22 protein-coding genes and 1 pseudogene are annotated in these 25,943 nt (G+C 68.9%); 12 read left to right on the plus strand and 11 right to left on the minus strand.

The genetic code is table 11. The annotated features are described in order from the left end of the window. Window positions 1-50: 50 nt before the first annotated feature. The 5 genes from BMZ17_RS09405 (at window position 51) to BMZ17_RS09425 (ending at window position 5,435) form a co-directional block, all read left to right on the plus strand. Entirely contained in the window at window positions 51-1,472 is a 1,422-nt protein-coding gene (locus tag BMZ17_RS09405) for a YncE family protein (RefSeq protein ID WP_093138338.1), read from the plus strand. A gap of 69 nt (window positions 1,473-1,541) precedes the next feature. Beyond that, window positions 1,542-2,504, plus strand: a complete 963-nt coding sequence (gene fepB, locus BMZ17_RS09410) for a Fe2+-enterobactin ABC transporter substrate-binding protein (protein WP_093138339.1) — start codon at window positions 1,542-1,544, stop codon at window positions 2,502-2,504. A 35-nt stretch (window positions 2,505-2,539) separates the two neighbouring features. After that, entirely contained in the window at window positions 2,540-3,562 is a 1,023-nt protein-coding gene (locus BMZ17_RS09415; protein WP_217645774.1) for a FecCD family ABC transporter permease, read from the plus strand. Next, window positions 3,559-4,605 carry a FecCD family ABC transporter permease gene (locus tag BMZ17_RS09420; RefSeq protein WP_093138341.1) on the plus strand — a complete coding sequence of 349 codons (1,047 nt, stop codon included), beginning with the start codon at window positions 3,559-3,561 and terminating at the stop codon, window positions 4,603-4,605. The genes BMZ17_RS09415 and BMZ17_RS09420 overlap by 4 nt, the downstream gene beginning before the upstream one ends. A gap of 8 nt (window positions 4,606-4,613) precedes the next feature. Continuing rightward, entirely contained in the window at window positions 4,614-5,435 is an 822-nt protein-coding gene (locus tag BMZ17_RS09425) for an ABC transporter ATP-binding protein (RefSeq protein ID WP_093138342.1), read from the plus strand. 58 nt (window positions 5,436-5,493) lie between these two features. Here the strand turns inward: BMZ17_RS09425 and BMZ17_RS09430 are convergent, their stop codons facing one another. Both BMZ17_RS09430 and BMZ17_RS09435 read right to left on the minus strand, forming a co-directional pair. Further along, window positions 5,494-6,816 (minus strand): NAD(P)/FAD-dependent oxidoreductase, encoded by a 1,323-nt coding sequence (locus BMZ17_RS09430; protein WP_093138343.1) that lies wholly within the window; start codon window positions 6,814-6,816, stop codon window positions 5,494-5,496. A 156-nt stretch (window positions 6,817-6,972) separates the two neighbouring features. Next, on the minus strand, window positions 6,973-9,153 hold the full coding sequence (locus tag BMZ17_RS09435; protein WP_093138344.1) for a primosomal protein N': 2,181 nt from the start codon (window positions 9,151-9,153) through the stop codon (window positions 6,973-6,975). 469 nt (window positions 9,154-9,622) lie between these two features. Between BMZ17_RS09435 and BMZ17_RS09440 the strand changes: the two genes are divergently transcribed. Continuing rightward, entirely contained in the window at window positions 9,623-10,681 is a 1,059-nt protein-coding gene (locus BMZ17_RS09440; protein WP_139202873.1) for a hypothetical protein, read from the plus strand. Next, window positions 10,668-11,285, plus strand: a complete 618-nt coding sequence (locus BMZ17_RS09445; protein WP_093138346.1) for a DUF3106 domain-containing protein — start codon at window positions 10,668-10,670, stop codon at window positions 11,283-11,285. The genes BMZ17_RS09440 and BMZ17_RS09445 overlap by 14 nt, the downstream gene beginning before the upstream one ends. Before the next feature lie 4 nt (window positions 11,286-11,289). On the opposite strand, the gene BMZ17_RS09450 is transcribed toward BMZ17_RS09445, so the two are convergent. Then, window positions 11,290-12,486 carry a DUF3667 domain-containing protein gene (locus BMZ17_RS09450; RefSeq protein ID WP_175485542.1) on the minus strand — a complete coding sequence of 399 codons (1,197 nt, stop codon included), beginning with the start codon at window positions 12,484-12,486 and terminating at the stop codon, window positions 11,290-11,292. Window positions 12,487-12,591: 105 nt separating this feature from the next. On the opposite strand from BMZ17_RS09450, the gene BMZ17_RS09455 reads away from it, so the two are divergent. Together BMZ17_RS09455 and sppA are read left to right on the plus strand one after the other, a co-directional pair. Further along, window positions 12,592-13,944, plus strand: a complete 1,353-nt coding sequence (locus BMZ17_RS09455) for an MATE family efflux transporter (protein ID WP_093138347.1) — start codon at window positions 12,592-12,594, stop codon at window positions 13,942-13,944. Window positions 13,945-14,036: 92 nt separating this feature from the next. Next, window positions 14,037-15,944 (plus strand): signal peptide peptidase SppA, encoded by a 1,908-nt coding sequence (gene sppA, locus BMZ17_RS09460; protein WP_093138348.1) that lies wholly within the window; start codon window positions 14,037-14,039, stop codon window positions 15,942-15,944. Window positions 15,945-16,053: 109 nt separating this feature from the next. On the opposite strand, the gene BMZ17_RS09465 is transcribed toward sppA, so the two are convergent. After that, on the minus strand, window positions 16,054-16,278 hold the full coding sequence (locus tag BMZ17_RS09465) for a hypothetical protein (protein WP_093138349.1): 225 nt from the start codon (window positions 16,276-16,278) through the stop codon (window positions 16,054-16,056). Between the two features lie 70 nt (window positions 16,279-16,348). Between BMZ17_RS09465 and BMZ17_RS09470 the strand changes: the two genes are divergently transcribed. From BMZ17_RS09470 to BMZ17_RS09480, 3 genes are read left to right on the plus strand one after another with little or no spacing between them, the layout of a single operon-like run. Then, window positions 16,349-16,678: a hypothetical protein gene (locus tag BMZ17_RS09470; RefSeq protein ID WP_139202875.1), complete on the plus strand. Its 330-nt coding sequence runs from the start codon at window positions 16,349-16,351 to the stop codon at window positions 16,676-16,678. Window positions 16,679-16,704: 26 nt separating this feature from the next. Then, the gene (locus tag BMZ17_RS09475; RefSeq protein WP_093138351.1) at window positions 16,705-17,112 is read left to right on the plus strand and encodes a GNAT family N-acetyltransferase; all 408 of its coding nucleotides are present in this window, start codon (window positions 16,705-16,707) and stop codon (window positions 17,110-17,112) included. A 20-nt stretch (window positions 17,113-17,132) separates the two neighbouring features. Then, complete coding sequence (locus BMZ17_RS09480; protein ID WP_093138352.1) at window positions 17,133-17,909, plus strand: SDR family oxidoreductase; 777 nt, start codon at window positions 17,133-17,135, stop codon at window positions 17,907-17,909. 34 nt (window positions 17,910-17,943) lie between these two features. Here BMZ17_RS09480 and BMZ17_RS09485 read toward each other — a convergent pair whose 3' ends face one another. The 7 genes and pseudogenes from BMZ17_RS09485 to BMZ17_RS09520 form a co-directional block, all read right to left on the minus strand. Next, window positions 17,944-18,627 carry a DUF2894 domain-containing protein gene (locus BMZ17_RS09485; protein ID WP_093138353.1) on the minus strand — a complete coding sequence of 228 codons (684 nt, stop codon included), beginning with the start codon at window positions 18,625-18,627 and terminating at the stop codon, window positions 17,944-17,946. Between the two features lies 1 nt (window position 18,628). Then, window positions 18,629-19,249 carry an OmpA family protein gene (locus tag BMZ17_RS09490; protein ID WP_093138354.1) on the minus strand — a complete coding sequence of 207 codons (621 nt, stop codon included), beginning with the start codon at window positions 19,247-19,249 and terminating at the stop codon, window positions 18,629-18,631. Then, the gene (locus tag BMZ17_RS09495) at window positions 19,246-21,756 is read right to left on the minus strand and encodes a DUF802 domain-containing protein (RefSeq protein WP_093138355.1); all 2,511 of its coding nucleotides are present in this window, start codon (window positions 21,754-21,756) and stop codon (window positions 19,246-19,248) included. The genes BMZ17_RS09490 and BMZ17_RS09495 overlap by 4 nt, the downstream gene beginning before the upstream one ends. A 15-nt stretch (window positions 21,757-21,771) precedes the next feature. Further along, on the minus strand, window positions 21,772-22,506 hold the full coding sequence (locus tag BMZ17_RS09500) for a DUF3348 domain-containing protein (protein WP_093138356.1): 735 nt from the start codon (window positions 22,504-22,506) through the stop codon (window positions 21,772-21,774). A gap of 226 nt (window positions 22,507-22,732) precedes the next feature. Continuing rightward, window positions 22,733-24,001, minus strand: a pseudogene (locus BMZ17_RS09505) (malic enzyme-like NAD(P)-binding protein); the annotation flags it as partial. 696 nt (window positions 24,002-24,697) lie between these two features. Continuing rightward, the gene (locus BMZ17_RS09515; protein WP_093138358.1) at window positions 24,698-25,093 is read right to left on the minus strand and encodes a hypothetical protein; all 396 of its coding nucleotides are present in this window, start codon (window positions 25,091-25,093) and stop codon (window positions 24,698-24,700) included. A 32-nt stretch (window positions 25,094-25,125) separates the two neighbouring features. Beyond that, a complete protein-coding gene (locus BMZ17_RS09520) occupies window positions 25,126-25,899 on the minus strand; it encodes a glutaminyl-peptide cyclotransferase (protein ID WP_093138359.1) in 774 nt (257 codons plus the stop codon). Window positions 25,900-25,943: the final 44 nt, after the last annotated feature.

The raw sequence follows: 25,943 nt of genomic DNA on the forward strand, positions 1-25,943 counted from the left end.
GCATCACCGCGTGCGGCGCGTGTCGCCGCCTTTTCGATAGAGGCCTGACCATGTCGTTTTCATTTCCCTCGGTTTCCCTGTCGCGCCTGCTGCGCGTGTCCGCGCTGGCGCTCGCCCTGGGCGTTGCGCCCAACGCATGGGCCCAGCAGGGCGCGTTTACTGCGCCCGATACCAGCTTCGCCGGCAAGCTCAGCCTGAAAACTCCGGTGGCCTACGCCGGCGAGACCGTCGAGCTGGCAGGCGAGGGCTTCAAGCCCGGCCAGCAGGTCACGCTCTCGCGCGGCACCCGCGTGCTCAACGCGCAGCCCTACATCGCCGATGCGCAGGGCAAGTTCACCGCCGCGTTGCAGGTGCCGGCCGATGCGGCCGCGGGACGGCATCCGCTGCTGGTGAACGTGGCCGGGCCGGATGCGGCTGAAGTGTTCGAGCTGAAGGTCTCGCCGAAGCTCGAACTCTCCGGCGACAAGCAGGCCCGCGCGCACGGCGCGCCGCTGGTGCGTGGCCTGTACCAGTCCGCGTACAGCGCCAGGAGCAATGCGGTCTTCGTGACCTCGGCTGTGGGCCGTCCGCCGGTCAAGCAATCCGAGTTGGTCAAGGTCGATCCGAAGACGCTGAAGATCCTCGCGCGGGTCACGCCGCAGACCGCGCCGGCCCCGGAAGCGCGTCCCGACCAGCCGGCGCGCGAGGCCAGCGTCTACGCGGTCTATGGCGTGGGCGTGGACGACGCCAACGGCCACGTGTGGGTGACCAACACACGCCAGGGCACAGTGGCGGTGTATCGCCAGTCCGACCTGGCGCTGGTCAAGCAGTTCCCGGCCGAAGCCGTGCCGCATTCGCGCGATGTCATCGTCGATGAAGTGCGCGGGAAAGCCTATGTGTCGGCCACCGGTGAAACGCACGTGGCCGTGTTCGATACGCGCACGCTGGAACACCTCAAGGACATCCAGATCGACAGCGCGCAGCGCGGCGAGAAGTTCACTCCGACCAGCCTTGCCCTGGACACGCAAGGCGGCAAGCTGTTCAGCGCCAGCATCGGCACGCCCGAGGCGGTGGTGATCGATACCGCCACCGATACCGTCGAAAAGGTGATCGCTCTGGGCCATGCCACCAGCGCGATTGGCGTCGGCTGGGACGGCGGCGCCAAGCGCCTGCTGGTGGTTGCGCAGGGCAGCGACAACCTGCTGATCGTCGATCCGGCCAGCGGCCGCGTCGAACACGACGTGCCGGTCGGCGCCGGTCCGCTCAACGTGGCGGTCGATCCGGTCTCGGGCCTGGCCTACGTCAGCAATCGCGCCTCGGGCACGCTGGCGGTGGTCGATCGCAGCGGCAAGGTCGTGGCGAATCTCGACGGCGGCACGCTGCCCAACCACGTTCATGCCGACGGCAAGGGCGCGGTTTACGCAGTCAACAAGTCGCGCGGCGAAGACGATCCCAAGGGCGATCGCATCACCCGCATCGTGTCCAAGCGCTAAGCCCGTACGCCGGTGGCGGGCGCGTGCCTGCCATCGGTGTCGAATGCCAATACTTCAAGGCAGGACCGCATGAAACAACGCAACGGGTGGGTAATCGGTTTGTTGGTGCTGGGCTTGGCCGCGTGCGGTGGCGGCAAGCCCGCCGCTTCGACCGACAGCGCCGCAGCGCCGACCGCGGTGTGGCGCACGTTCGACAACGCCGATGGCACCAGGACCGAGATTCCCGCGTCGCCCACGCGGATTCTTTCGACCTCGGTCGCGATCACCGGCACGCTGCTGGCGATTGATGCGCCGGTGGTGGCCAGCGGCTCCAACGCCAAGCACCAGTTCTTCGCGCAGTGGGCGTCAGTCGCCCAGGCGCGTGGCGTCGAGGACGTGTGGCCGGCGGGCAGCGTCAACCTGGAAGCGGCGTATGCGGTGAAGCCTGATCTGATCGTGATCGCGGTGAGCGGCGCCGATTCGGCGATGCCGCAGCTGGCCGAACTGCGCAAGGTCGCGCCGACCATCGTGCTCGATTACGGCGACCAGACCTGGCAGGACTTGGCGCTCAAGCTGGGCCGCGCGACTGGGCACGAGGCCCAGGCCGAAGCGCGCATCGCTGCGTTCGAGGAACGCGTCGCCCAGGCGCGGGCGAAGATCAAAGCACCGGCAGGCAAGACCAACCTGATCAGCTTCAACGGCGCGGGCATGGGCAATCCCATTGCCACCCGAGAGAGCGCGCACGGGCGCCTGCTGGGCGCGTTGGGTTTTGACATCGAAGAGCCCGATCCGTCATGGCAGACCAACGCCGGGCAGCGCAAGGATTTCATCTGGGCACCGTATGAAAATTTAGGGAAACTGACCGCGCAGACGACCTTCCTGTTGAGCGTGGATGAGGCCGGTACCCAGAAATTCCTGACCGATCCGGTGTTGGCCAATCTGCCGTCGGTACGCGCGCAGCAGGTGCATGGGCTCGGCAAGAATTCCTTCCGCATCGACTACTACAGCGCCAGCGAGATCGTGGACGATCTGGTGCGCAAGTTCGGTCCTTGATGTCGTTGCGGTCTTTCGACAACTGATGCTCGCGCGTGCTGGCTGAGATGGCGATGCAAGGCGGGAGCGCACACCGTTCGCGGCAGCGCATCGCGCTGCTCGCAGGCTTGGTGCTGCTTGCGGTGCTGGCGTTGGTGAGCTGCTGCGTCGGGACGCGCACGTTGCCGCTGTCGGTGACCTGGCAGGCGGTGCAGGCGTTCGATCCCGGGAATAGCGATCACCTGCTGGTGCGGCTGCTGCGCATCCCGCGCACGCTGATTGCCATCGTGGTCGGCGTGGCATTGGGCGCAGCCGGCGCGGTGATGCAGGCGCTGACGCGCAACCCGCTGGCCGATCCCGGCCTGCTGGGCATCAATGCCGGCGCGGCCACCGCGATCACCGTGGCAGTGGTGGCCTTCGGCATCACCGATGTCACCGGCTACCTGTGGTGCGGCCTGATCGGCGCGGCGTTGGCCGGCGCTGGCGTGTACCTGCTGGGCGGCGTGGATCCGGTGCGGCTGGTGCTAGCGGGCGTGGCGTTGACGGTGGTGCTGCAGGCGCTGACGCAGGTGATCCTGCTCAACAGCGACGAGGCGGTGTACGACCAGTTCCGGCACTGGTCGGTGGGCTCGCTGCAGGGACGCGGGATGGCCGTGTTCTGGCCGGTCGCGGTGGCGACGCTGCTCGGCAGTGCGCTCGCGCTATCGCTGGCACGGCCATTGGACGCGGTGGTGCTGGGCGAAGACCTTGGCCATGCGCTCGGCGCGCATCCGCTGCGGGTCTGGAGCCTGGCGATGCTGGCGGTGGTGGTGCTGGCCGGCGCGGCAACCGCGGCCGCCGGACCGCTGGCCTTCGTCGGCCTGGCCGCGCCGCACGTGGCGCGTCGCATCGTGGGACCGGCGCACCGGGTGCTGATGCCGGCATCAATGCTGATCGCGGCGCTGCTGCTGTTGGCCGCTGACGTATTGGGGCGTGTCATCGCCTGGCCCAGCGAGATCGGGGTCGGGATCATGGCCGCGTTGATCGGTGGGCCGTGCTTCGTCGCGCTGGCCCGCCAGCGCCGGATCGCGCACCTGTGAGCGTGGGCTTTTCCGCGCAGCGCGTGTGGCGGATCGGCGGCGCGTCGCTGGTCGTGCATCGGCGCGGCGTGTGGATCGTGCTGGCGTTGTGCGGGCTCGCGTTGCTGCTGGCGCTGGGCGAACTGCTGGTCGGCCGCATGGCGCTGTCGCCGGGGCAGGTGTTCGACGTGCTGCGCGGCGCAGGCGATGGCGGCATCGTCGAGCGCATCGTGCTGCACATCCGCCTGCCGCGTGCGCTGACCGCGCTGTTCGCCGGTGCGGCGTTGGGGATCTCCGGCGCGATCTTCCAGTCGGTCTCGCGCAATGCGTTGGGCTCGCCCGACGTGATCGGTTTCACCGTGGGCGCGGCCAGCGGCGCGATCGCGCAGATCGTGCTGTTCGGCGGCGGCGCGCTGCAGGTTGCGCTGGCCGCGGTGTTGGGCGGCTGCGCGACGGCGGCGCTGGTCTACCTGCTGTCATTGCGTGTCGGCGTCACCGGCGGTTACCGGCTGGTGCTGGTCGGCGTGGGCATGGGCGCGATCCTGGATGCGTTCAACGGTCTGATGCTGGTCAAGGGCGACCTGGACACCGCGGTGATGGCCAACCTGTGGCGCGCCGGTTCGCTGGAGGCGCGCACTTGGGAACATGCGGTGCCGGCAATGCTGGGCGTGGCCGTGCTGCTGCCGCTGGTGCAGGCGATGGCGCGCCGCCTGGAGCTGATCGAGATGGGCGACGACCTGGCCCGCCAGCTCGGGATCGGCGTCGAACGCACGCGCCTGCTCGCGATCGCATGTGGCGTGGTGCTCGCGGCCCTGGCGACCGGCGCGGCCGGGCCGATTGCCTTCGTGGCATTGGCCGCGCCGCAGCTGGCCACGCGCCTGTGCGGCGGCGGACGCCGGCCGGTGCTGGCCTCGGCGGCGATGGCCGCGTGCCTGCTGCTGGTCGCCGACCTGATCGCCCAGGCGCTGCCGTGGAAGATCACCCTGCCGATCGGGCGCATGACCGGGATTGTCGGCGGCGCCTACCTGCTGTGGCTGCTGACCGGCCAGCGGCCCTCACGATGACATCGACGATGCCTCCACACCACGACGCTGCTTCGCCCCTGCGTGGCGAATGCCTCACCCTGTCCTACGAGGCGCGGCAGGTGACGCGCGACCTCGACGTGCAGATTCCCGACGGCCAGGTGACCGTGATCATCGGTCCCAATGCCTGCGGCAAGTCCACGCTGCTGCGCGCGCTGGCGAGGCTGCTCAAGCCGCAGTCGGGCCGCGTGCTGCTGGATGGGCGCGACATCCGCGACCAGCCCACGCGTGAGGTCGCGCGCCGGCTCGGCCTGTTGCCGCAGTCGCCGCTTGCGCCGGCAGGCATCTGTGTCGCAGACCTGGTGGCGCGCGGTCGCTTTCCGCACCAGACGCTGCTGCGGCAGTGGTCGGGCGAAGACGAGCGCGTGGTGTGGGAGGCGATGCGCCAGACCGGCGTCGACGCGCTGGCCCAGCAGCCGGTCGATGCGCTCTCAGGCGGACAGCGCCAGCGCGTGTGGCTGGCGATGGCCATCGCCCAGGACACGCCGCTGCTGCTGCTGGACGAGCCGACGACGTACCTGGACATCGCCCACCAGTACGAACTGCTGGAACTGTGTCGCACGCTCAACCGCACGCGCGGGCGAACGCTGGTGATGGTGCTGCACGACCTCAACCAGGCCGCGCGCTACGCCGATCACATCATCGCGATGAAGGCCGGCGAGATCGTCGCCAGCGGACCGCCGCAGGCTGTGATCGCCGAGACGCTGATCGAAACGGTGTTCGGCATGCGCGCGATGATCGTGCCCGACCCGGTGACCGCCACGCCGATGGTGATTCCGATTGCGGCGATGCCCGCTGATTCCCACGGCTGAAAACACGAACGGCGTGGATGTCCACGCCGTTCGTTTGGTGCGATATCGCTTCGGGACGTCAGCCGGCGGCGCGCTGCTTGTCCGCTTCCGGCAGCGACTGCGGCAGGCCTTCATCGGGCACCACTTCGCGCGAGGCCTCGCCGAAGATGATACGCGCGGCGCGCTGGTAGCTCATGTACGCCATGCCCCAGTTGACCAGCACCACGAAGCGGTTGCGGAAACCGATCAGGAAGTACACGTGCGCGGCCAGCCAGAACCACCACGCCAGCGGGCCGGCGAATTTCAGCTTGCCCAGGTGCACGATCGCGGCCATGCGGCCGATCGTGGCCAGGTTGCCGAAGTCGCTGTACTTGAACGGCGTCACCGGCTTGTCGGCCAGGCGCGCGCGCAGCACCTTGGCGATGTGCTTGCCCATCTGCTTGGCGGCCGGGGCCACGCCGGGCACCGGCTTGCCGTCGGCCTGATTGATCGCGGCCAGGTCGCCTCCGACGAAAATGTCCGGGTAGCCCGGCACGCTCAGATCCTGTTCGACCAGCACGCGGCCGGCGCGGTCCAGCGGCACGCCCAGCTGGCGTGCCAGCGGCGAGGCGGCCACGCCGGCGGCCCAGACCACAGTGCGCGCGGCGAAGGCTTCGTCGCCCAGCTTGTAGCCGTGTTCGTCGATGTGGGTGACCGGCTTGCCGGTGCTGACTTCCACGCCGAGCTTTTCCAGCTGGGCGCGAGCCTTGGTGGTGAGGTCCTCGGGGAAGGACGGCAGCACGCGCGGGCCGGCTTCGATCAGGCGCACGCGGGCTTCGCGCGGGTCGATGTGGCGGAACTCGTCCTTGAGCGTGTGGCGCGCGATCTCGGCCAGGGTGCCGGCCAGTTCGACGCCGGTCGGGCCGCCGCCGACGATGGCGAAGTGCAGCCACGCCGCGCGCTTGGCCGGGTCGGTCTCGGCTTCGGCGCGTTCGAACGCCACCAGCATCTCGCGGCGCAGGCGCAGGGCGTCGTCCAGGGTCTTCAGGCCCGGCGCGTGCTGGGCCCACTGGTCGTTGCCGAAATAGGCGTGGCCGGCGCCGGTGGCCAGCAGCAGGCTGTCGTAGGTGATGCGGGTGCCGTCGGCCAGCTCGATCTGGCGGGCTTCCGGCGCCAGGTGGGTGACTTCGCCCAGCTGCACTTCGACGTTGCGCTGGTCGCGCAGGATGTGGCGCAACGGCGCGGCGATATCCGGCGCGGACAGGCCGGCGGTGGCCACCTGGTACAGCAGCGGCTGGAACAGGTGGTGGTTGTGGCGATCGATCAGGGTGATGCGCACCGGCGCATCGTCGAGCGCACGCGCGGCCCATAGGCCGGCGAAGCCGCCGCCGACGATGACCAGATGGTGTTTGGTAAGGGACATGGGAAAGACAACGGCAGTGGGAAAGTCGTGGCGGCGCCGGGCGATCGTCCACCTGTCGCGCGCGATGGGGTCGATTTTGTCATGCCTGCGTCATCGCGGCCGTCAAGTCAATTCGACTTTTTGATGCGTTCTGCTCAATCCGACGCGCGGCGCCGATCAGTACAGGTCGACCGGGTCCACATCCAGCGACCAGCGCACGCGGCGGGCTTCGGGCAGGGCGTCGATGGTCGGCAAGGCCGCCTGCAGCGCGGCGTGCAGGCGCGGGCGCTGGGCGGCCGACAGCAGTAGCTGCATGCGCTGGAAGCCAGCGCGACGCGGCATCGGCGCCGGCAGCGGGCCGTGCAGTTCCAGCGCTGCATCGGCCTGGGCCAGGGCGGCGCGGGCGGCGCGCAGGAAGGCCTGCACGTGCTCGATCTGCTTGGCTTCGGCACGGATCATCGCCAGGTGCGCGAACGGCGGGAAGCCGGCTTCCTGGCGCTGGATCAGTTCGGCATCGGCGAAGGCGCGATAGCCACCGGACAGCAGCGTTTCCAGCAGCGGATGGCCGGGATGGTGGGTCTGCAGCCAGACCTGGCCCGGACGCGCGGCGCGCCCGGCGCGGCCGGCGACCTGGATCAGCAGTTGCGAGAGTTTTTCCCCAGCGCGGAAGTCGGCAGAGAACAGGCCTTCATCCACGCCGACCACCACCACCAGGGTCAGCAGCGGCAGGTCGTGGCCCTTGGCCAGGATCTGGGTGCCGACCAGGATGCCGGGGCCGTCGCCGAGGGTGGCGAAGTGCTGCTCCAGCGCGTGCTTGCGCTGGGTGGTGCTGCGGTCGATGCGCAGCACCGGCACCTGCGGGAAGGTGTCGGCCAGCAGTTCCTCCAGCCGTTCGGTGCCCACGCCCTGCGGCTGCAGCGCCAGCCCGCCGCAGTCCGGGCAGGCCGGTGGCGCGGGCTTGCGATGGCCGCAGTGATGGCACTGCAGGCGGCGTCCGGCCGCGTGGACGGTCATCGGGGCGTCGCAGCGGTTGCAGTGCGCGCTCCAGCCGCAGTCGTGGCACAGCAGCACCGGCGCGTAGCCGCGGCGGTTCTTGAAGACGAGCACCTGGCCGCCGGCCTGTAGCTGGGCGGCGATGGCGGCCAGGATCTCCGGCGAAAGGCCGGCGGCGAGCGGGCGCTTGCGCACATCCACCACGCGCACCGACGGCGCCTTGGCATCGCCCGCGCGCTTGACCAGGCGCAGGTGCGCGTAGCGGCCGGCTTGTGCGTTGTAGAGCGTCTCCAGGGACGGCGTGGCGCTACCCAGGATCACCGGCACGTCCAGCGCCTTGCCGCGCACCAGGGCGAAATCACGCGCGTGATAGCGGATGCCGTCGAGTTGCTTGTAGCTGCCGTCGTGTTCCTCGTCGATCACGATCAGGCCGGCGTTTGGCAGCGGCACGAATACGGCCGAGCGCGTGCCGACCACCACCCGCGCCTCGCCGCGCAGGCACGCGGCCCACGTGAGCGCGCGTTCGTTGTCGGCCAGGCCCGAATGCAACGCGTGCACTTCCACGCCCAAGCGCGCGCGGAAGCGCGCCAGCGTCTGCGGGGTCAGGCCGATCTCCGGCACCAGCACCAGCGCCTGCTGGCCGCGCGCCAGGCAGGCGGCGATGGCCTGCAGGTAGACCTCGGTCTTGCCGCTGCCGGTGACGCCTTCCAGCAGGATCGGGGCGAAGCCGGTGGCGGGGATCGCCGCGACGGCGGCGACCTGCTCGGCATTGAGGGTCGGTCCGGCCTGCATCGGCAGCACCTGGGGCGCGGCCTGTTCGGCGATGCGTTCGACCAGGTCGCGCTGGGCCAGGCTGCGTGCGGCGGTGCGCCAGCCGGGCTGGGTGTCGTCCAGCTGCCACTCGGCCAGGCCGTCGCCGCGCAGGGCCTCGGCCAGCAGGCGCGGCTTGCTGCCGGCACGCAGGCGATCCAGGCCGGTCATGCCTGCCTCGGTCAGGCGCCAGCGCCAGGTCTCGCGCACCGGCAAGGGTTCGCCGTGACGCAGCGGGCCGGGCAGGGCGGTGGCCAACACCTCGCCCAACGGCGCGTGGGTATAACCGGCCAGCCACTGCAGCGAGCGGCGCAGTTCGCCGGCCAGCAGCGGCGCGTCGTCCAGGAGTTCCAGCGCGGTGCGTAGCTCGCTGGCCGCCGGGTCCGGTTCGGTCACCGCGACCACCACGCCGACCAGCTCGCGGTTGCCGAACGGCACCCGCACCCGGCGGCCGATCGCGTCGGGCCCGGCCGGATGCCCGGCAGGCGGCAGATAGTCGAAGGCCTGCCGCAGCGGAACCGGCACGGCGACACGGAGAACCAAAGTGGGAGACATCGGCGGCAAGTGTAGGGCACCGGTCACGCCCGGCAGTCCGATGTGCGTTTGCGACAGAAACCTGTCCGCCAAGTGACGAACCGCACGCAACTGCTGGTCCCCGTTAGGAAAACCCCCTTATCCACACCGCCTGTGGATAAGCCTGTGCATGGACGAGCTGCTCCACGCGAAAAATCCGGTGTCTTCTGGGCCGGCGTCACATTGGTGAAAAAAACGCCAAGCGCGATTTATCAATAAAATTCAATCACTTGCGCGTGGAACAGGGCGACACACGACTGTCATCCGGCCACTCGAGCCCGCTGGGTGAACGAAAAATGATTGCTGTGCACAACCGTCGCAGCAGGGAACCCGCGGGATTCCCGGGAAATTTGAATGTTTGTCCAATGTCAAGACGTTTCTTGACGAACCCAACCGGGGCATCGCCGCCTATCATGGCGACACGTTTCCGCTGAAGCAGACCGATTTCCCTTTGAACGCACCTGCCGACGTCCCCGCGGCGCTCTCCGCATTCCTGCGTGGCGTTGAACGCCGCGGCGTGGTCCTGGCGGAGCTGCAATGCGGTCGCCGCGAGACCGGCGAGATCGCCTTGGCTGCCTCGCTGCGCGCCTTCCGCCAATACGCCAGCGAGCAGCCGATGGCCCAGTGGCCGCGCGGCTTCTGGTCGCTGCTGGCCGCCGCCCCGCCGCTGCGCCAAGCCCATCCCGAAGCCCGCTGGCCGCAGGACCTGGACTGGCTGGCCGACCTCTCCGATGTGGACCGCATGGCGCTGCTGTTGCGCCTGGCCGCCGGCCTGGACGAGGACGATGCCGCCGCCGCCATGGACGTGGACCAGGCCGGCTATCGCGCCGCCCTGACCCGCGCTTGTCCGCGCGATGCCGAAGGACAGCCCGATCCGCAGGGCTGGCGTGACCTGGCCGAAGCGATCCAGCAGCACCTGCGCGCGTTGTCGCCCGAGCGCTTGGCGCATCTGTCGCGCCTGCGCGAAACCCTGGTGCTGGGCGCCGATCGCCGCGCCGTGGTGCAGGAGCCTGAGGCCGAAGCCAGCCCGCAGCCTGCTGCAGTCGCCGCTGCGGCAGCGGCAGCGGCAGCGCCCAAGGCCGCCCCGTCGCGTGCGCCGGCCAAGCCGCGCCGTCCGGGCAAGCCGTTCCCGTGGACCCTGGCCGCGATCGCGCTGGTGGTGCTGTGCGCGCTGGCGGCGTTGGGCGCGTGGTGGTGGCACGGACAGCAGGCACGCCTGTCGGCTCCGGCCACGCAGGCTGGGGGCCTCGCTGGTGAGCAGGGCCTGGTCGATGACGCGCAGGTGCAGGTCGAAGCGCTGTCCCGCGACGACGATGCCGGCAAGCGTTTCGATGCCGCGCAGGGCGTGCTGACCCATCCGGATTTCGACCTGCTGATGGATCCGCAGGGCCAGGCGCTGTCGCAGCGCGCCGGCCTGCTGGCTTGGTATGCGGCCGCGCCGCAGGACCGCCAGCGCGAGGCCGCGCAGGCCATGACCACGCCACAGGAGGCGATGGATGCCGCGCAGTAAGGGTTGGCTGCTGCTGGGCCTGCCGGCGCTGCTGCTGATCGTCACCGCCACCCTGGTCGCGCAGCCGGCCGAAGAGGACGCTGCAACGCCGGCCGTACAGGCGCGGCGTGCCAGCCGCCTGGCCGCGCTGGATGCGCCCGGACGCGCGGCCTTCGCCAAGCGCATGGCCGCCTGGGATGCGCTGTCGCCACTGGAGCGCCTGCAACAGCGTGGCGCGTACGCCGACTGGCGCGCGCTGGATCCCGCGACCCGCCAGCGCCTGCAGCAGGCCGCCGCGACCCTGGCGACCCTGCCGCCGGCGCAGCAGCAGGCGATGGCGGCGCGTTTTGCCGCGCTGGATGCGGCCGAGCAGGCCGGCTGGCGCTTGGGGCCGGACGTCGGCGCCGACTACGCCAGGCTGTATCCGTTGCTCGCCTTCATGCCCGAGGCCGAACGCCAGCCGATGCGGCAGGTGTTGCAGCAGATGAGCGCCCCTCAGCGCGCCGACCTGGCCGTGCTGACCCAGCGCACCCCGCCGCAGGAACGCGACGCCTTGCGCCAGGGCCTGATCGCCACCACCAGTGCCTCACGCGCGCAGTGGCTGCACGAGCAGTTGTCGCGCTGAGACCTCAGTGCGTCATGCCGTTGAAGGCCACCATGAGCGCGGCCATGCCGACCAGCATGAAGTACAGGTTGCCGATCACCACGTATTTGATGGTGGTCAGCCACCAAGGCTCGCCGTAGACGCGCTGCTGGGTCAGCCAGAGGTAAATCGGTATCCACAGCAGCAGTAGGACCCGAAGCGTGGCGAGGATCCATGACAGCCAGCCGGCGCTGGCCGGCAGTGCGCCGTCGATCAGCATCAGCAGGAAAAGCGCCAGCAGCGACAGCACCATGTAGGCGTGGCTGTAGAGGCCGACCACCAGATGCTCCAGGTAGCCGCGGCCGCTGCCGAGGTAGGCCACTTTGAGCAGCACGGCGAACACTGGTACCAGCACGAACAATGCGCTCGGAATCGCGGCGATGAACACATGCAGCGCTTCGGCGGGATCGTCGCTGTAGCGCTGGAAGTTGATCTGCGCACGTGCCAGCTTCTTGTTGATCCAGCGATTGGCAAATCCGGGAAGCGCATCGATGTGGACCGGGTTTTTGGCCGGGTCGAAATGGCCCAGCAGGTTGCCGTCATCGGCATCCTGCGTTTCGGGCAAGGCGCCTGAAGCATTCGCCGGTGCTGCCAGGGTGGCCGGTTGGCTCGGATCCAGCTCATGGATGCGTGCCTGCGCGTCAGCGCGGATCTTGCGCGCGCCGAACTGCGTGAATTGTGCGAGACCCGGCACGCCTGAGACCTGTGCGTTGGCTTGGGTCAGGGCGGTGAGCTTGGCGTCGCGCTCGGCTTCCACCGCCGCCACGGTGCCCTGCGCGGCGAATTCGCCTGGGTCGGGCTGAGGATCGGTCTTGCCGGGAGCGAGCGTGGCGACTCTGGGTACCGATACGGTCGGACTCTCCCAGTGCAGGGCGAACTGCGCCACGAAGAACGTCAGCACGCTCAGCACCACGAACAGGCGCAGCGGTGGCACGTAGGGCGCGCGATGCCCTTTCAGGAAGCGCGCCGCCAGCAGCCCTGGAAATAGCAGGTCGCGCAGCGTGCGCACGATGCGGCCGTCCAGGTGCCAGAACGATTCGAACACGTCCTCCACCGCGTGGCTGAAGCTGCGCAGTGGGTTGTGCGCGTGCTGGCCGCAGTGGGGGCAAAACTCGCCCGACAGTGGCGTGGCGCAGTTGTCGCAGGCGGCAGGAGCGGCGTGGTCGCCGGCCGGTGTGTGCATCGCAGGAGCTTCCTTCCCCAAGGAGGCCGGTAAGATAGCCGGCCTTTCCGGCCCGATGCCAGCGCCCATCCCGCGCGCGGTCGCAGCCGATGTGCCTGGCTTCCCATGTCCTCCTCTCTTTCGCCCGCGCCGGGCCTTGCGCAGGAAGTGCGCACCACCGGCCGGCTGGCGCTGCCGCTGGTCATCGGCCATGTCTCGGCTGGCCTGGTGGGCTTCGTCGACAACATCATCGCCGGCCACCACGGCACCGCCACGCTGGCCGCGGTCACCACCGGCACGGCGCTGATGTGGCTGCCGCTGATGGTGCCGATCGGCACACTGGTGGCGCTGGCCGCGTCGGTGTCGCACCACGACGGCGCTGGCGAACACGACCGCATCGGCCCGCTGTTCCGCCAGGCGCTGTGGCTGGCGTTGGGCCTGGGGCTGGCGATGTTCACCTTCCTGAGCCTGGCGCCACATGCGCTGGCGCCGATGGGCATCGCGCCGGAGATCGTGCCGGGCGCGCGCGATTTCCTGCATGGCATCCGCTGGGGCTTGCCGGCGATGGCGCTGTTCCTGTGCATGCGCAACCTGAGCGAAGGCATGCACTGGACGCTGCCGACGATGGTGCTGGGCTTCGGCGGCCTGTTCCTGCTGGCCCCGCTGGGCTATGCGCTGGCGTTCGGCGCGTGGGGCTTTCCTGAAATGGGCGCAGGCGGGTTGGGCATCGCCTCGGCGGTGATGATGTGGGTGCAGATGCTGCTGTTCGGCCTGTATCTGGCGCGCTCGAAGCGCTTTGCGCCGCTGGGCCTGTTCGCCCATTTCGAACCGCCGCGCTGGTCGCAGATCGCGCCGCTGCTGCGCACCGGCCTGCCGATCGGCGTGACGGTGCTGATGGAAGGCGGCTTGTTCATCACCACTGCGCTGCTGATCGCGCGCCTGGGCGCGGTGCCGGCTGCGGCGCACCAGATCGCGATCAACCTCTCAGCGATCTGCTTCATGGTGCCGATGGGCCTGGCCGAAGCCACTACCGTGCGCGTGGGTCATGCGCTGGGCCGGCGCGATGGCGCGGGCGTGTTGCGCGCGGTGCGCGCCGGCTACGCGATCGTGCTGGGCACGCAGCTGTGTTCGGCGCTGGTGCTGACGCTGTTCCACAACCAGATCGCCGGGATCTACACCAACGACCTGGCGGTGGCTTCGCTGGCCGGCAGCCTGCTGGTGCTGGCGGCGATCTTCCAGTTCCCCGACGGCATCCAGGTGATGTCGGCCGGCGCGCTGCGGGGCTTGAAGGACACCCGCGTGCCGATGGTGCTGGCGGCCATTTCCTACTGGGGTATCGGCATGCCGCTGGGCGCCGGATTGGGCCTGGGGCTGGGCTACGGCCCGCGCGGGATGTGGATCGGCCTGACCGTGGGCCTGACCACCGCCGCGCTGCTGATGGGCCTGCGCCTGCGCCGCAGCGCCGCGCAGATGACCTGATCGAAAGCCGCCGCCATGACGTGTGGGGCATGCCGGATTCGATGGACTGCGGCTAAGCTGGCGCCAGTTCCCGCGAAGAGCGCCCGCCCCACATGAACCAGCCTGTCCGCCGCGATCCCGTCAGCCGATTCTTCATCGGCCTGTGGGACGTGATGAATTTCACCCGTCGCCTGATCTTCAACCTGGTCTTCTTCGGCCTGCTGTTCCTGATCGCGGTGCTGGTGATCATCGGGCTGGCCAAGGGCAACGCCGGTCCCAAGCCGCTGGTGGACAACACCACGCTGGTGATCGCGCCCGACGCGGCGCTGGTGGAGCAGTACTCCTCCGACCCGGCCAGCCGCGCGCTGTCCAAGGCCTTCGGTCAGGAAGGCAACGAGATCCAGCTGCGCGACCTGCTGCGCGTGATCGAGGCGGCCAAGGACGACAAGAAGATCAACCGCGTGCTAGTGGACTTCGACAAGCTGCAGGCCAGCGGCTACGCCTCGCTGCGTGAAGTGGCCGGCGCACTGGCCGAGCTGCGCGCCTCGGGCAAGCAGATCGTGGCCTTCAGCGAGAACATGAGCCAGGGCCAGTACCTGCTGGCTGCGCAGGCCAACGAGGTCTACCTGGACCCGATGGGCAGCGTGGTGATCGAAGGCCTGGGCCGCTATCGCCAGTACTACCGCGAAGGCCTGCAGGACAAGCTGGGCGTGGACGTGCACCTGTTCCGCGTGGGCGAGTACAAGTCCGCCGCCGAGCCCTACATCCTCGATGCGGCCTCGCCCGAATCGAAGGAAGCCGACCTGTTCTGGATGAACGACATCTGGAACCGCTACCTGGCCGACGTCGGCAAGGCGCGCAAGCTGGCACCGTCCGAACTGGGCGCGTCGATCGACAACCTGCCAACCGACGTGGTCGCCGCCGGCGGCGACCTGGCCAAGCTGGCCCTCAAGCAGAAGCTGGTCGACGGCCTCAAGACCGCCGAGGAAGTAAACCAGGAGCTGACCAAACGCGGCGTCGCCGACGAGGATGACGACGACAACCTGGGCTTCCGCCACATCAATTTCGACGCCTACCTGGCGCAGCTGGGCGCGCGCACCTCGCCGCTGGACGAGCGCGACCAGGTGGCCGTGGTCGTGGCCGCCGGCGAGATCGCAGGCGGCGACCAGCCGGCCGGCAAGATCGGCGGCATCAGCACCTCGGCGCTGCTGCGCGATGCGCGCGAGGACGAGAAGGTCAAGGCGGTCGTGCTGCGCGTGAACTCGCCCGGTGGCGAGGTGTTCGCCTCCGAGCAGATCCGTCGCGAAGTGGTCGCGCTGCAGGCCGCCGGCAAGCCGGTGGTGGTATCGATGGGCGACCTGGCGGCCTCGGGCGGCTACTGGATCAGCATGAATGCCGATCGCATCTACGCCGATGCCTCCACCATCAGCGGTTCGATCGGCATCTTCGGCCTGATCCCCAACTTCTCGCGCGCGCTGGACAAGATCGGCGTGCACACCGATGGCGTGGGCACCACGCGCATCGCCGGCGCGTTCGATCCGACCAAGCCGCTGGATCCAGAACTGGGCAACGTGATCCAGGCTGTGATCAACAAGGGCTACGCCGACTTCACCGGACGCGTGGCGCAGGCGCGCCACAAGAGCGTCGAGCAGATCGACCAGATCGCGCGTGGCCGCGTATGGTCGGGCCAGCAGGCGCTGGACCGCGGCCTGGTCGACCAGATCGGTGGGCTGAAGGACGCCGTGGCCGACGCCGCCGCGCGCGCCAAGTTGGGCGAGGCCGGCAAGTACCGCGTGCGCTACGTGGAGAAGGAGCTGTCGCCGTTCGAGCAGTTCCTGGCCAATGCGGCGGGCAGCCCGATGGGTGGCGCGCTGCTGGGCAGGTCCGACTTCGCCCGCATGGCGCTGTTGCAGGCGATGCCGCAGACCGCGCAGCAGCTGCAGTTCGTGCAGGACGCGATGGCCCGCAAGCCCGGTGCCAAGCCGGTGAGTGAACTGGCGTACTGCTTCTGCGGTTTCTGATCGCCCAGGCGACCGGATGAAACGGAAAAGGCGGGCCACTGGCCCGCCTTTTTCTTTGCCCGAATCCGCCGCGCGTGGCGCGCGATGATCTGGCGTCTGCGGCGCGGCGTTACTGCGTGTCGGCCTCGATCTGCTTGTCCTGCGCGTCCTTGGCCGCCTGCACCTGGCCTTCGACCGCCTTGGCCTTGTTCAGTGGCGCGTGGATCGCCTGCGACATCGCGGTGGCCTGCGGCGCCGGCGGCTTTTCCGGCTGCGGCGCGGCAGGCGGGCTGCAGGCGCCCAGCGCGAGGCTGGTCAATAACGCAGAGGCGGCAACGAGGCGGTGTGCATGCATGGCAGGTGTCTCGCGGGTGAGTGCGTGGCTATCCTACGCCCAGGATCTACGTAAATCTGAGGACATGGAGATGTCGAGGAATATCCGGGACGGCGCGCACCGCAAGCCGTCGGATGCGAAAGGCGTGCATGCACTTTGCGTTTTCGGCGGCGCGCTGCTGCTCGCACCATCACTGCTGTTCTTCTATCTCCTGTGGCGTCGTGCAATGCAGTCCGGGGAGATGATCGTCCACGTGCAGGGCCTGCCTTGGATGGCCTGCATCTGGCTCGCGCTGTGCCTGTGTGCCACGGCCATCCTGTGGCCACTTTCCAGGCTGCCGAGGTGGGCCGCTTTCCTTACAGGAGGTTTGCTCGCGCCGCTCTTGGGCGCGTTGATGTGGATGTTGTACAACGTGCGCTGATTGATTGATGCGCTTCGAGCGGTGCCATGTCCGATTACCAACTTCTCCACGAAATTCCTTCCATCGAGGTTTATCGCGCCCTGCGTATTGGCGCGGGCCTGAGCGCCAAGAGCGAAGCTGCCGCCGCAGCAGGCTTGCCCAACTCGTGCTTCGCCGTGCAGGTGCTGTTCGAAGGCGCGCCGGTCGGCATGGGTCGGGTGATCGGCGATGGCGGCTGCTTCTACCAGGTGGTGGATATCGCGGTGCTGCCGGCGCATCAAGGCCAGGGCCTGGGCAAGCGGATCATGCAGGCGATCAGTGATTACCTGCGCGATCACGTGCCCACCAGCGCCTATGTCAGCCTGATCGCCGACGGGCAGGCGCATCGGTTGTACGCGCAATACGGATTCACGCTGACCGCGCCGGCGTCGGTCGGCATGGCGTTGGTGCGTTGAGCGGCGCAGGAGAAACGACGATGACCACACCTCGCTGGCGACTGGACGGACAGCTTGCCCTCATCACCGGCGCCAGTGCCGGCATCGGCTTGGCTACGGCGCGCGAACTGTTGTCGCTGGGCTGCGACGTGCTGATGGTGGCGCGCGATGCCGATGCGCTGGAAGCCGCGCGCGATGAACTCACCGACCAGTATCCCGAGCGCCTGATCGAAGGCTTCGCCGCCGATGTTTCCGATGACGACGAGCGGCGCGCGCTGCTGGACTGGGTCGAAGACCAAGGCGATGGCCTGCATATCCTGATCAACGCCGTGGGCGCGAGCCGGCGCGGCGAGGCAATGGAGATCGACGAGGACCGCTGGCGCGCGATCTTCGAAACCAGCCTGTTTTCCGCGTTCGAACTCTGCCGCTACGCGCAGCCGCTGCTGGCGAAACATCCGGCCAGCTGCATCGTCAATGTCGGCGCGGCCAGCGGCCTGCGCTCGGTGCGCGGCGACACGGTCGGTGGCATGGCCAAGGCCGCGCTGCACCAGCTCACCCGCAGCCTGGCGGCGGAGTGGGCCGAGGACGGCATCCGCGTCAACGCCGTTGCGCCCTGGGCGATCCGCACCGCACGCACCGCCAAGTCATTGGCCAACACCGATCACTACGAGCAGGTGCTGGCCCGCACGCCGTTGCAGCGCATCGGTGAGCCGGAGGATGTCGCGGGTGCGATCGCCTTCCTCTGCCTGCCAGCCTCGGCCTACATCACCGGCGCATGCGTGGACGTAGATGGCGGATTCGGAAGCCTGGGCTTCTAGCCGCAGGTTCGAAGGAAGCGCTTCGCTGCGACGCTTACGCCGATTTCTTGCGCGCGCGTGGCTTGCTCGGCTTTGCGCCGTTGGGCATGCGTTGGGCATCCGACTCGCCGTCGGTTTCGCCGCGCAGCTGCGCCATCCATGACAGCGCATCGACGTAGCCGAGGAAGTGCTGCAGGTAGCCCGGCGCAGTGTCGTGCATCAGGGTCAAGGCACGATGCACCAGCATGTGCGAGTTGAGCGGACCGGCATCTTCCGGCGCCGGCTCCAGCGACTGGCGCAGCTGGCGCGCGGTGCGGACTTCTTCCCACAGGCGCTGGAACTCATCGAGCGCCGGCATCTGCGGGAACACGGCGGTTGAAGCTGCGATGGGCTTCGGCTGCGCAGCGTCGCTTTTCTTCTTCGCTGTGCCGCGTGCTGAGGCAGGCGCCGGTGGCTGAGATGCCTGCGGTCCCGCGCGCAATGCGTCCAACAATTCGGCCAAGGGGCTGGCCACGCTCACCGCCTGCGCGGCCTTGCGGGTCTTCGGCTTCGTCTTGGCGACATCGGCGCCGTAGGCCGCGAGCAAGCCGTCGAGTCGGGCGTCCAGCAATGCGCGTGCGGCGCCGGTCTGTGCCTGCGTCCGCGTGGCGAGGGCATCGAGAAACGCAAAGCGCAGCGGGTCGTGCCGGTCTGCGCCTTGCGCGCGCCATCGTGCGAGCTGGCTCAACGCGTCGCGCATGTCAGGGCGTGGCGGCCTGCTTGGACGGACGCGGCATCGGCGCGATTTCCACGCGGCGATTGCGGGCGCGGCCGTCGGCATCGTCGTTCGACGCGACCGGCTGCTCGGCGCCGAACGCGGCGGCGAAGACCGAAGACGCCGGCACGCCTTCGGCGATCAATGTGCGCGTCACGGTCAGCGCACGCTGCGCGGAGAGTTCCCAGTTGTCGGCGTAGTGCAGGTTGTCGCCATGCACCGGGCGATCGTCGGTGAAGCCGCTGACCATCAGTACTTCATCGCGCGCATGCAGGTAGCCGCGTAGCGGCGCGGCCAGGCTGTGCAGCACCTCGCGGCCTTCCGGCTGCAGCTGGTCGGAGTTGAGCGCGAACAGTACGTTGCCGCGGATGCCGATGCGGCCATCGACCACGGTCACGCGTCCGGCGGCCAAGGGGCCGGCCAAGGCCTGTTCCAGGGCCTCGCGGCGGCGGGCTTCTTCATCCAGCTTGCTGGAGAGCTGCAGCTGCACCGCGATCACGCCGACCAGGATCAGCACGAACGCGCCCAGCAGCACCGACATCAGGTCGCCGAAGGCGGCCCAGACCGGCGTGCCGTCGCCTTCGTCGAGTTCGACCTCGCCGCTCATGCTGCGGTGGCCTTGGTGTCACCGAGCTGGCGCAGGTCCTCGATGATCTGGCGCTGCGAGAGCAGGCTCAGGTCGATCACTTCGCGCGCCTGTGCGACGTAGTACGCAAGCTGTTCGTCGCTGCGCGCCAGCGACTTGTCCAGCGCCTGTTCGATGCCGTGCAGGCGCTCGGCCAACTCGGCGTTGGACTGGCCGAACTGGGCCACGGCCGCGCCGAAGGCATCGCCCAGGCTGGCCACTTCGGTCGCGCTGGCGCTGACCTGCGCGGCGACCTCGCCCAGCTTGCCGGTCTCGCCTTCGATGTGATCGGTGAAGCGGGTGCCGACGCGTTCGAGCAGGTCGGACGACGTCGCCACCAGCGCATCGATCGCGCCACGTTGTTCGGTGGACGCGTGGTTGACCGCGTCCAGCAGGGTGTCCAGCGTGCCCATCAGCTGGTTGCGCTCGGCCAGCATCTCGGTGTCGCGCACCATCGAATCGGACAGCTTCTGGCGCAGTTCGGCGATGACCTCGGCCGCGGCGCGCGGGGCTTCGGCCGCGGCATCGACCAGGCGGGTGATCTCGGCGATGGTTTCGCGGGCGTGGGTCTGCGCCTGGCCGGTGATCGCCTCGGCGGTCTGCGCCAGCGTGTCGCAGATGGCCTGCTGGCGCTGGGCGGTGTCGGCGCCGGCCTGCTGCCATTCGGCGCGTAGCGCCTGATGGGTGGAGCCGAGCGCGTCCGACCATGCGGCCAGGCGCTGCTGGTCCTGCGCGGCCAGCGTGTCTTGCAGCGTGGCGTGCGACTGGGTGAGGCCTTCGGCCACGGCGCTGGTGTGGCGCTCGAACGCCGCGGTGGCTTCGTGCAGCTGCGCGGTGCCGCGCTCGGCCTGCATGGCCAGCGCGTCCTGCAACTGCGCCTGGGTGTCGGCGGCGGTGCGCAGCAGCGTGCTGGCCTGCGCATCGAACGCGCTGGCCGCCTCTGCGGTGCTGCGGGCGAACGCCGCGGTGGCCGCTTCAAGCTGCGCGGTGCCACGCTCGGCCTGCGCGGCCAGGGCATCCTGCAGCTGCGCCTGCGCGTCGGTCGCGGTGCGCAACAAGGTGCCGGCCTGCGTGTCGAAGGCGCTGGCGGCTTCGGCCGTGTGGCGCGCGAACGCGGCCGTGGCGGCGTCGAGCTGTTCGCCGCCGCGTGCGGCCTGGGCGGTCAACGCCTGCTGCAGCGCGGTCTGTGCCTCGGTGGTGGTGCGGACCAGCGCGGCCGCCTGCGCTTCGAACGCACGGCCGGCCTCGGCCAGCGCCTGGGCGTGGTGTTCGGCCTGGGTAGCGTGCAGGTCGCGCTGTTGGGCCAATGCCTGGGTCCAGGTGTCGCCGAGCTGCTGCGCGGTGCCGTCCAGGCGTGCTCCGATGCTGTCGACGGTCTGCGTGGCCTGCGTGGCCAGCGCTTGCGCGGCAGTGGCGAGTGTCTGGTGCAGTGCATCGGTCTGCGCGGCCTGTGCCTGGCGCTGCGCATCGAGGGCCGCGGTCCAGCTGGCGGCGGCGGCCGTGGTCGCACCGGCAAAGCCGCTGGTCAGCGCATCAAGCTGCTGCTGCACGGCGCCGTGCACGCCGGCCTGCATGGCCTTGGTTTCCTGGGCCAGGCCATCGAGCGTGCGCGCGACCACCGGCTGCAGCGCGGCGTTCACCGCCTGCGCGCTATCGGCGACGCTGGCGGCCAGCGCCTTGGACAGCACCTCGCTCAGCTGCACGTGCGCCGCTTCGGTCTTGGCGTGCAGCGCTTCGTGGCGGTCGATCAGCTGCGTGTGCGTGGTGCTGCTGTGCGTCTCGATGGTGCGCATCAGTGCGCCGAGCTGATCGATCAGCTGCGGCATCAGCGCGGTCTGCGCCTGCTGCAGGCGGAAGGCTTCTTCCTGCCGGTGCGCGCGCGAATGCGGATGCAGCGTGGTGGCGATGGCGGCATCGAGCTGCTGCACCGCTTCCAGGCGCTCACGGCGGCACAGCGCCGACAGCAGGCCCAGCATCGCCGAGGTCGCCACGCCGGCGATCGAGGTGCCGAATGCAAAGCCCAGGCCCTTGACCGGCGCGGCCAGCGAGCCGCGCATGGCCTGCAGGTCGGTCGCGCTTTCCAGCGCCAGACCGGTGCCGCGCAGGGTGGCCATCATGCCCAGCAGCGTGCCGAGCATGCCCAGCAGCACCAGCAGGCCGGCCAGATACGGGGTCAGCGTCGGCGCGGGCAGGGCGACACGTGCGCCTTCGATGCGCAGGCGCACCGGCTGGCGCAGGTTGGGCGCCAGCCGTTCCAGCCACGCGGGCAGGCCGTTGCTACCCGTCGGGTCTTCACTGAGCGCCAGTTCCAGCGAGCGCGTGGCCTGCCGATAGCGATACAGCTCGAACGCGCCAGCGACATAGCAGGCGGCGATCACCAGCGACACGGCCACGCCCAGTGGGTTGTTGCCGACATAGCCGGCGCCCACCCAGCACACGGCGAGCAGGCCCAACAGGAAGACGACGAAGTTCAGGACGATTCTGGGCATGGGGACTTGAATGACTTATTGGCTGCGGAGCGCTGCGAGCAGCGCATCGATCGGTTGGAAGCGGAGCTCCAGCTCGGCCAGCAGCGCACGCTGCATGTCCGTGTGGAAGGTCTCCAGCCAGGCAGGGATCTGCGCGGCGTCGGGATGGGGTTCGGCCGGCGCAGGCGTGTCGGCATCGGCCGGACGCAGGCGCAGGAAGTGCTGCTCCAGCAGGCCGGGCGCGGTCGCCAGCACGGTCTGTTCGCGCGGGCTCAGGGTCAGCTCCATCACCGCGTCCACTTCGGCCAGCCGCGCCAGCGCCGCCGGGCCTTGGCCCAGCATGTCGCGCAGGCGGCCGCGCAGGTGGCCGGTGGCGGTGAGCATCGCGCGCTGGTGGGCCAGGTAGCGCTGGCGGAACACAGAGAACTCGACCGCGGTGTGCAGCGAGGTGCCCTCGCTGACGGCCTTGTCCACGCGCCGCTGGATCGCGGCGGTGAGGTCGCGGTCTTCGCGGATCGCATTGGCCAGCGTGGTGCGCTGGGTCGCGCAGGCTTCGGCTTCGGCCTCGTCGAACGCGGGCCCCGCATCTGGCGCAGGCGGAGTGCCATCCAGCGCCCGCGACAGCGCCACGGCGCGGTTCCAGTCCACCCATTGGGCCAGGCGATCGGGCAGTGCGGGCGGCGGTGCAGGCACGGTCACCTCGCCCAGCCGCGCGAGCAGTCGCACGAAGGCCGGGCCGGGCACAGGTCCGCGTTGTTGCGCTTTCGCCATGAAGGGGCACGCCAGCTGCGCGCGCAAAAGACGGCAATTTTACACGCCGGAGACGACGCCCCGCCTTGCCCTCAGCGCAGATCGCTGAAAGCCCGCCGGAGCGGGCTTTCAGGGGCTTGTCGCTGTTGAGGAGCCCGTACGGGTGGCTTTTCGGGCCGCCAGTCCGCGCGGGCGGGCCTCAGCCGGCCGAAACCCCGTCCCAGCGGGCTTTCAGGTCCTGCGCCAGCTGCGCCAGGCGGACGCGATAGCCGTCGATGTCGGCAATCGGGCGCGTGGCCACGCCGCTGGCGGCCGCGGCCTGGGCGACGGCCGCCGGCAATTCCACCAGCAGGCGCGCGTCCAGCGGGTGCGGGATCAGGCGCTCGCGGCCGAACAGCGCGTTGCCCTCGGCATCGGTCTGGGTCAGCGCCAGCTGGGCCAGCGCCTGCACGCAGGCGACCTTCATGCCGGTGTCGATCTGCGACGCGCCGCAATCCAGTGCGCCGCGGAACAGGTAGGGGAAGCACAGCACGTTGTTGATCTGGTTCGGGAAGTCCGAGCGCCCGGTGCCGACGATCACATCGCTGCGCACGGCCTTGGCTTCGGCCGGGAGGATTTCCGGATACGGGTTGGCCAGTGCCAGCACGATCGGATCAGCCGCCATGGTGGTCAGCATCTCGGTGGTCAGCGTGCCCGGGCCGGACAGGCCCAGGAACAGGTCCGCGCCGACCATCGCATCGGCCAGCGTGCGTGCGTCGGTATCGCGCGCATACGCCGCCTTGCTCGCATCCAGGTTGCTGCGGCCGCTGTGGATCACGCCGCTGCGGTCCACCGCCAGGATGTTGGCGCGCTGCAGGCCCAGCGAGACCAGCATGTCCACACAGGCCACACCCGCCGCGCCCATGCCGCACACCACCAGGCGGATGTCCTCGATGCGCTTGCCGACCAGCGACAGCGCGTTGGTCACGGCCGCGCCAACCACGATCGCGGTGCCGTGCTGGTCGTCGTGGAAGACCGGGATGTTCATGCGGCCGGCCAGCGTGCGTTCGATCGCGAAGCACTCCGGCGCCTTGATGTCTTCCAGGTTGATGCCGCCGAAGGTCGGCTCCATCGCCGCGACGATCTCGATCAGCTTGTCCGGATCGTTGGCGTCCAGCTCGATGTCGAACGCATCCACGCCGGCGAAGCGCTTGAACAGGATGCTCTTGCCTTCCATCACCGGCTTACCGGCCAGCGGGCCGATGTTGCCCAGGCCCAGCACGGCGGTGCCGTTGGTGACCACGCCCACCAGGTTGCCGCGGCCGGTCATGAAGTGCGCCTGCGCCGGATCGGCGACGATCGCTTCGCAGGCGTAGCCCACGCCCGGCGAATAGGCCAGCGCCAGGTCGGCCTGGGTGCTGACCGACTTGGTCGGCGCCACTTCCAGCTTGCCCGGCTGCGGCCAGCGGTGATAGTCGAGCGCGGCCTGGCGATGGTCGGCGGCGGGCGGGGCGGCGTTGTTGGAATCTGCGGTCATGGATTCAAAAAAAGCATGAGAGAGGAAAGAGGCCCGTGGCGCGATCGGCGTCGCAACGCGACGCGCACAAGTCAGGCCCATGGCCTGCCGGGGGACGCGATCAGACCAGAGTTGACGCGCTGCGGACAATCGCTGTTTTACGCGCATTCCCACTCAACGGAACGCTGTCGTTGGCGGTTTCCGTTGAAAACATTGAAGTGCTGCGATGGAAGCGGTTTCTGGTGAGATCGCGTCGGATTTGCGCGGTACTTGGCGGTCTGCGTCGCGGTCTTGCGGACAGCTCATACACCTGATTTCGTCATCCCCGCGAACGCGGGGATCCAGTGCCTTGCTACATCAGGTGAGGCAACGGCAATCGAATGAATACCTTATTTGTCTCGATGGGGAGTGCAGAGCTTTCGCGCCTGAAGGCGCGACTTCCTTTTGTCTTGGCAAAAGGAAGCAAAACCGTCTTCGCCGGACGCTCGCCGCCGCGTTGCGGCGGTGCCCTGTGCTCCTCGCCTGAAATGGCACGGCGCGGGAACTCGCTTCGCTCAGACACCCGCGCCTCTTCGGCCATTTCAGCCTGCGGTGCTCGGCGCGCTTTACGGCTCGCAAGATCAGGAGCGAAAAGCAACGGCGGAGGGCAACAGCGAAGGGCAAAGCCGGGGTCAGTGTGCAAGCTCAAGAAAACGACATCGCGCTCTGACCCCGGTTCTAGTGTTTCGGTCGCGCTGGGCGATCCAAGAAAAGTCCTGTGATGCGCGTGACGCGGCCAATCGCCACACGCTTGGAGCCTTCATGGCAATAAAACGTGACACCCGGTTTGATGCGCGCCCGATGAACCTCCTCGCGCATCTCGTCCACCAGGACGGTCATACGCGCAAACAGCTCGGTAGAAAGCGGGAGAGGCATGTCTTTGGGGAAGCTGTCACCAGACGGGCCGTGGAAGTCTGGCCAGATCATGTAGAGCTGCCTGGACGCCGGATCATCTGCGTAAGCAAAGTCCCAGCGAATGCCATTGAACGGCGAGGTTTTCCTGCCGCCTTCGGCCTCCGTGAGGATGCGGATGCTCGCTTCGAAATCGTCGGCGACCTGATACATGCGATCCATTCAACAATTCCTTTTGTTGGAAAAGGTTGCGCTCAACGCGCCTTGGTCAGCTTGATCTCGAACAGCTTCGGCCAACGCTTGCCGGTGACGAAGATGCGGTCGTGCTGGGCGTCGTAGGCGATGCCGTTGGGGACGTCGTCGGTGGGGTCGGGTAGCTTGCGGTAGTCGAACAGGCCCTTCAGGTCGACCCAGCCCACGACGTGGCCGGTTTTCGGGTCGATCCGCGCGATGCGGTCGGTCATCCAGACGTTGGCCCACAGCTCGCCCTTGATCCACTCCAGCTCGTTGATCCGCTGCAGCGGCTTGCCGTCGGCGGTGACGGCGATGCTGCCGGTCTGGGTCATCGTGGCCGGGTCGAGGATGCGGATGGTCGGCGTGCCGTCGCTCATGTAGACGCGGGTGTCGTCGCGGGTCAGCGCCCAGCCTTCGCCCGGATAGCGGAAGCTAGCGACGATCTCGAAACTGTTGAGGTCGCGCACCGCGCCGACGCCGTTGCGCCAGGTCAGCTGCATCAGCTTGCCTTCGTGCACCACGATGCCTTCGCCGAAATACTGCGGCGGCAAATCAGCCTGCTGCAGCACCTTGCCGGTGGTCAGCTCGACCTTGCGCACCCACGAGGCGCCCTGTTCGCCGGTGCTCTCGTACAGATGTCCGTCCAGGAACAGCAAGCCCTCGGTGAAGGCGGCGGTGTCGTGCGGATAGGTGTTGACCGCCTTGACCCCGTAGACCGGGATTTCCGCGAAGGCGGGCAACGCGGACAGCGACAGGACCAGGCTGAGGAACAGGCGCGGGAAGGAGAGCGTCATCTGGAGCAGCGGCAGGAAGCGTGCGCGCAGCTTAGCCCAGCGTG

Origin of the sequence: Pseudoxanthomonas sp. GM95, assembly GCF_900109775.1 — a bacterium.
GTDB lineage: Bacteria > Pseudomonadota > Gammaproteobacteria > Xanthomonadales > Xanthomonadaceae > Pseudoxanthomonas_A.

Bases quoted from the DNA above. Each gene is read 5' to 3' on its own strand.
- BMZ17_RS09450 (WP_175485542.1), bottom strand. From the start codon at position 12,486: ATGCACACACCGGCCGGCGACCACGCCGCTCCTGCCGCCTGCGACAAC.
- fepB (WP_093138339.1), top strand. From the start codon at position 1,542: ATGAAACAACGCAACGGGTGGGTAATCGGTTTGTTGGTGCTGGGCTTG.
- BMZ17_RS09430 (WP_093138343.1), bottom strand. From the start codon at position 6,816: ATGTCCCTTACCAAACACCATCTGGTCATCGTCGGCGGCGGCTTCGCC.
- BMZ17_RS09445 (WP_093138346.1), top strand. From the start codon at position 10,668: ATGCCGCGCAGTAAGGGTTGGCTGCTGCTGGGCCTGCCGGCGCTGCTG.
- BMZ17_RS09425 (WP_093138342.1), top strand. From the start codon at position 4,614: ATGCCTCCACACCACGACGCTGCTTCGCCCCTGCGTGGCGAATGCCTC.
- sppA (WP_093138348.1), top strand. From the start codon at position 14,037: ATGAACCAGCCTGTCCGCCGCGATCCCGTCAGCCGATTCTTCATCGGC.
- BMZ17_RS09465 (WP_093138349.1), bottom strand. From the start codon at position 16,278: ATGCATGCACACCGCCTCGTTGCCGCCTCTGCGTTATTGACCAGCCTC.
- BMZ17_RS09495 (WP_093138355.1), bottom strand. From the start codon at position 21,756: ATGCCCAGAATCGTCCTGAACTTCGTCGTCTTCCTGTTGGGCCTGCTC.
- BMZ17_RS09490 (WP_093138354.1), bottom strand. From the start codon at position 19,249: ATGAGCGGCGAGGTCGAACTCGACGAAGGCGACGGCACGCCGGTCTGG.
- BMZ17_RS09455 (WP_093138347.1), top strand. From the start codon at position 12,592: ATGTCCTCCTCTCTTTCGCCCGCGCCGGGCCTTGCGCAGGAAGTGCGC.
- BMZ17_RS09520 (WP_093138359.1), bottom strand. From the start codon at position 25,899: ATGACGCTCTCCTTCCCGCGCCTGTTCCTCAGCCTGGTCCTGTCGCTG.
- BMZ17_RS09435 (WP_093138344.1), bottom strand. From the start codon at position 9,153: ATGTCTCCCACTTTGGTTCTCCGTGTCGCCGTGCCGGTTCCGCTGCGG.
- BMZ17_RS09485 (WP_093138353.1), bottom strand. From the start codon at position 18,627: ATGCGCGACGCGTTGAGCCAGCTCGCACGATGGCGCGCGCAAGGCGCA.
- BMZ17_RS09470 (WP_139202875.1), top strand. From the start codon at position 16,349: ATGTCGAGGAATATCCGGGACGGCGCGCACCGCAAGCCGTCGGATGCG.
- BMZ17_RS09515 (WP_093138358.1), bottom strand. From the start codon at position 25,093: ATGGATCGCATGTATCAGGTCGCCGACGATTTCGAAGCGAGCATCCGC.
- BMZ17_RS09480 (WP_093138352.1), top strand. From the start codon at position 17,133: ATGACCACACCTCGCTGGCGACTGGACGGACAGCTTGCCCTCATCACC.
- BMZ17_RS09405 (WP_093138338.1), top strand. From the start codon at position 51: ATGTCGTTTTCATTTCCCTCGGTTTCCCTGTCGCGCCTGCTGCGCGTG.
- BMZ17_RS09475 (WP_093138351.1), top strand. From the start codon at position 16,705: ATGTCCGATTACCAACTTCTCCACGAAATTCCTTCCATCGAGGTTTAT.
- BMZ17_RS09500 (WP_093138356.1), bottom strand. From the start codon at position 22,506: ATGGCGAAAGCGCAACAACGCGGACCTGTGCCCGGCCCGGCCTTCGTG.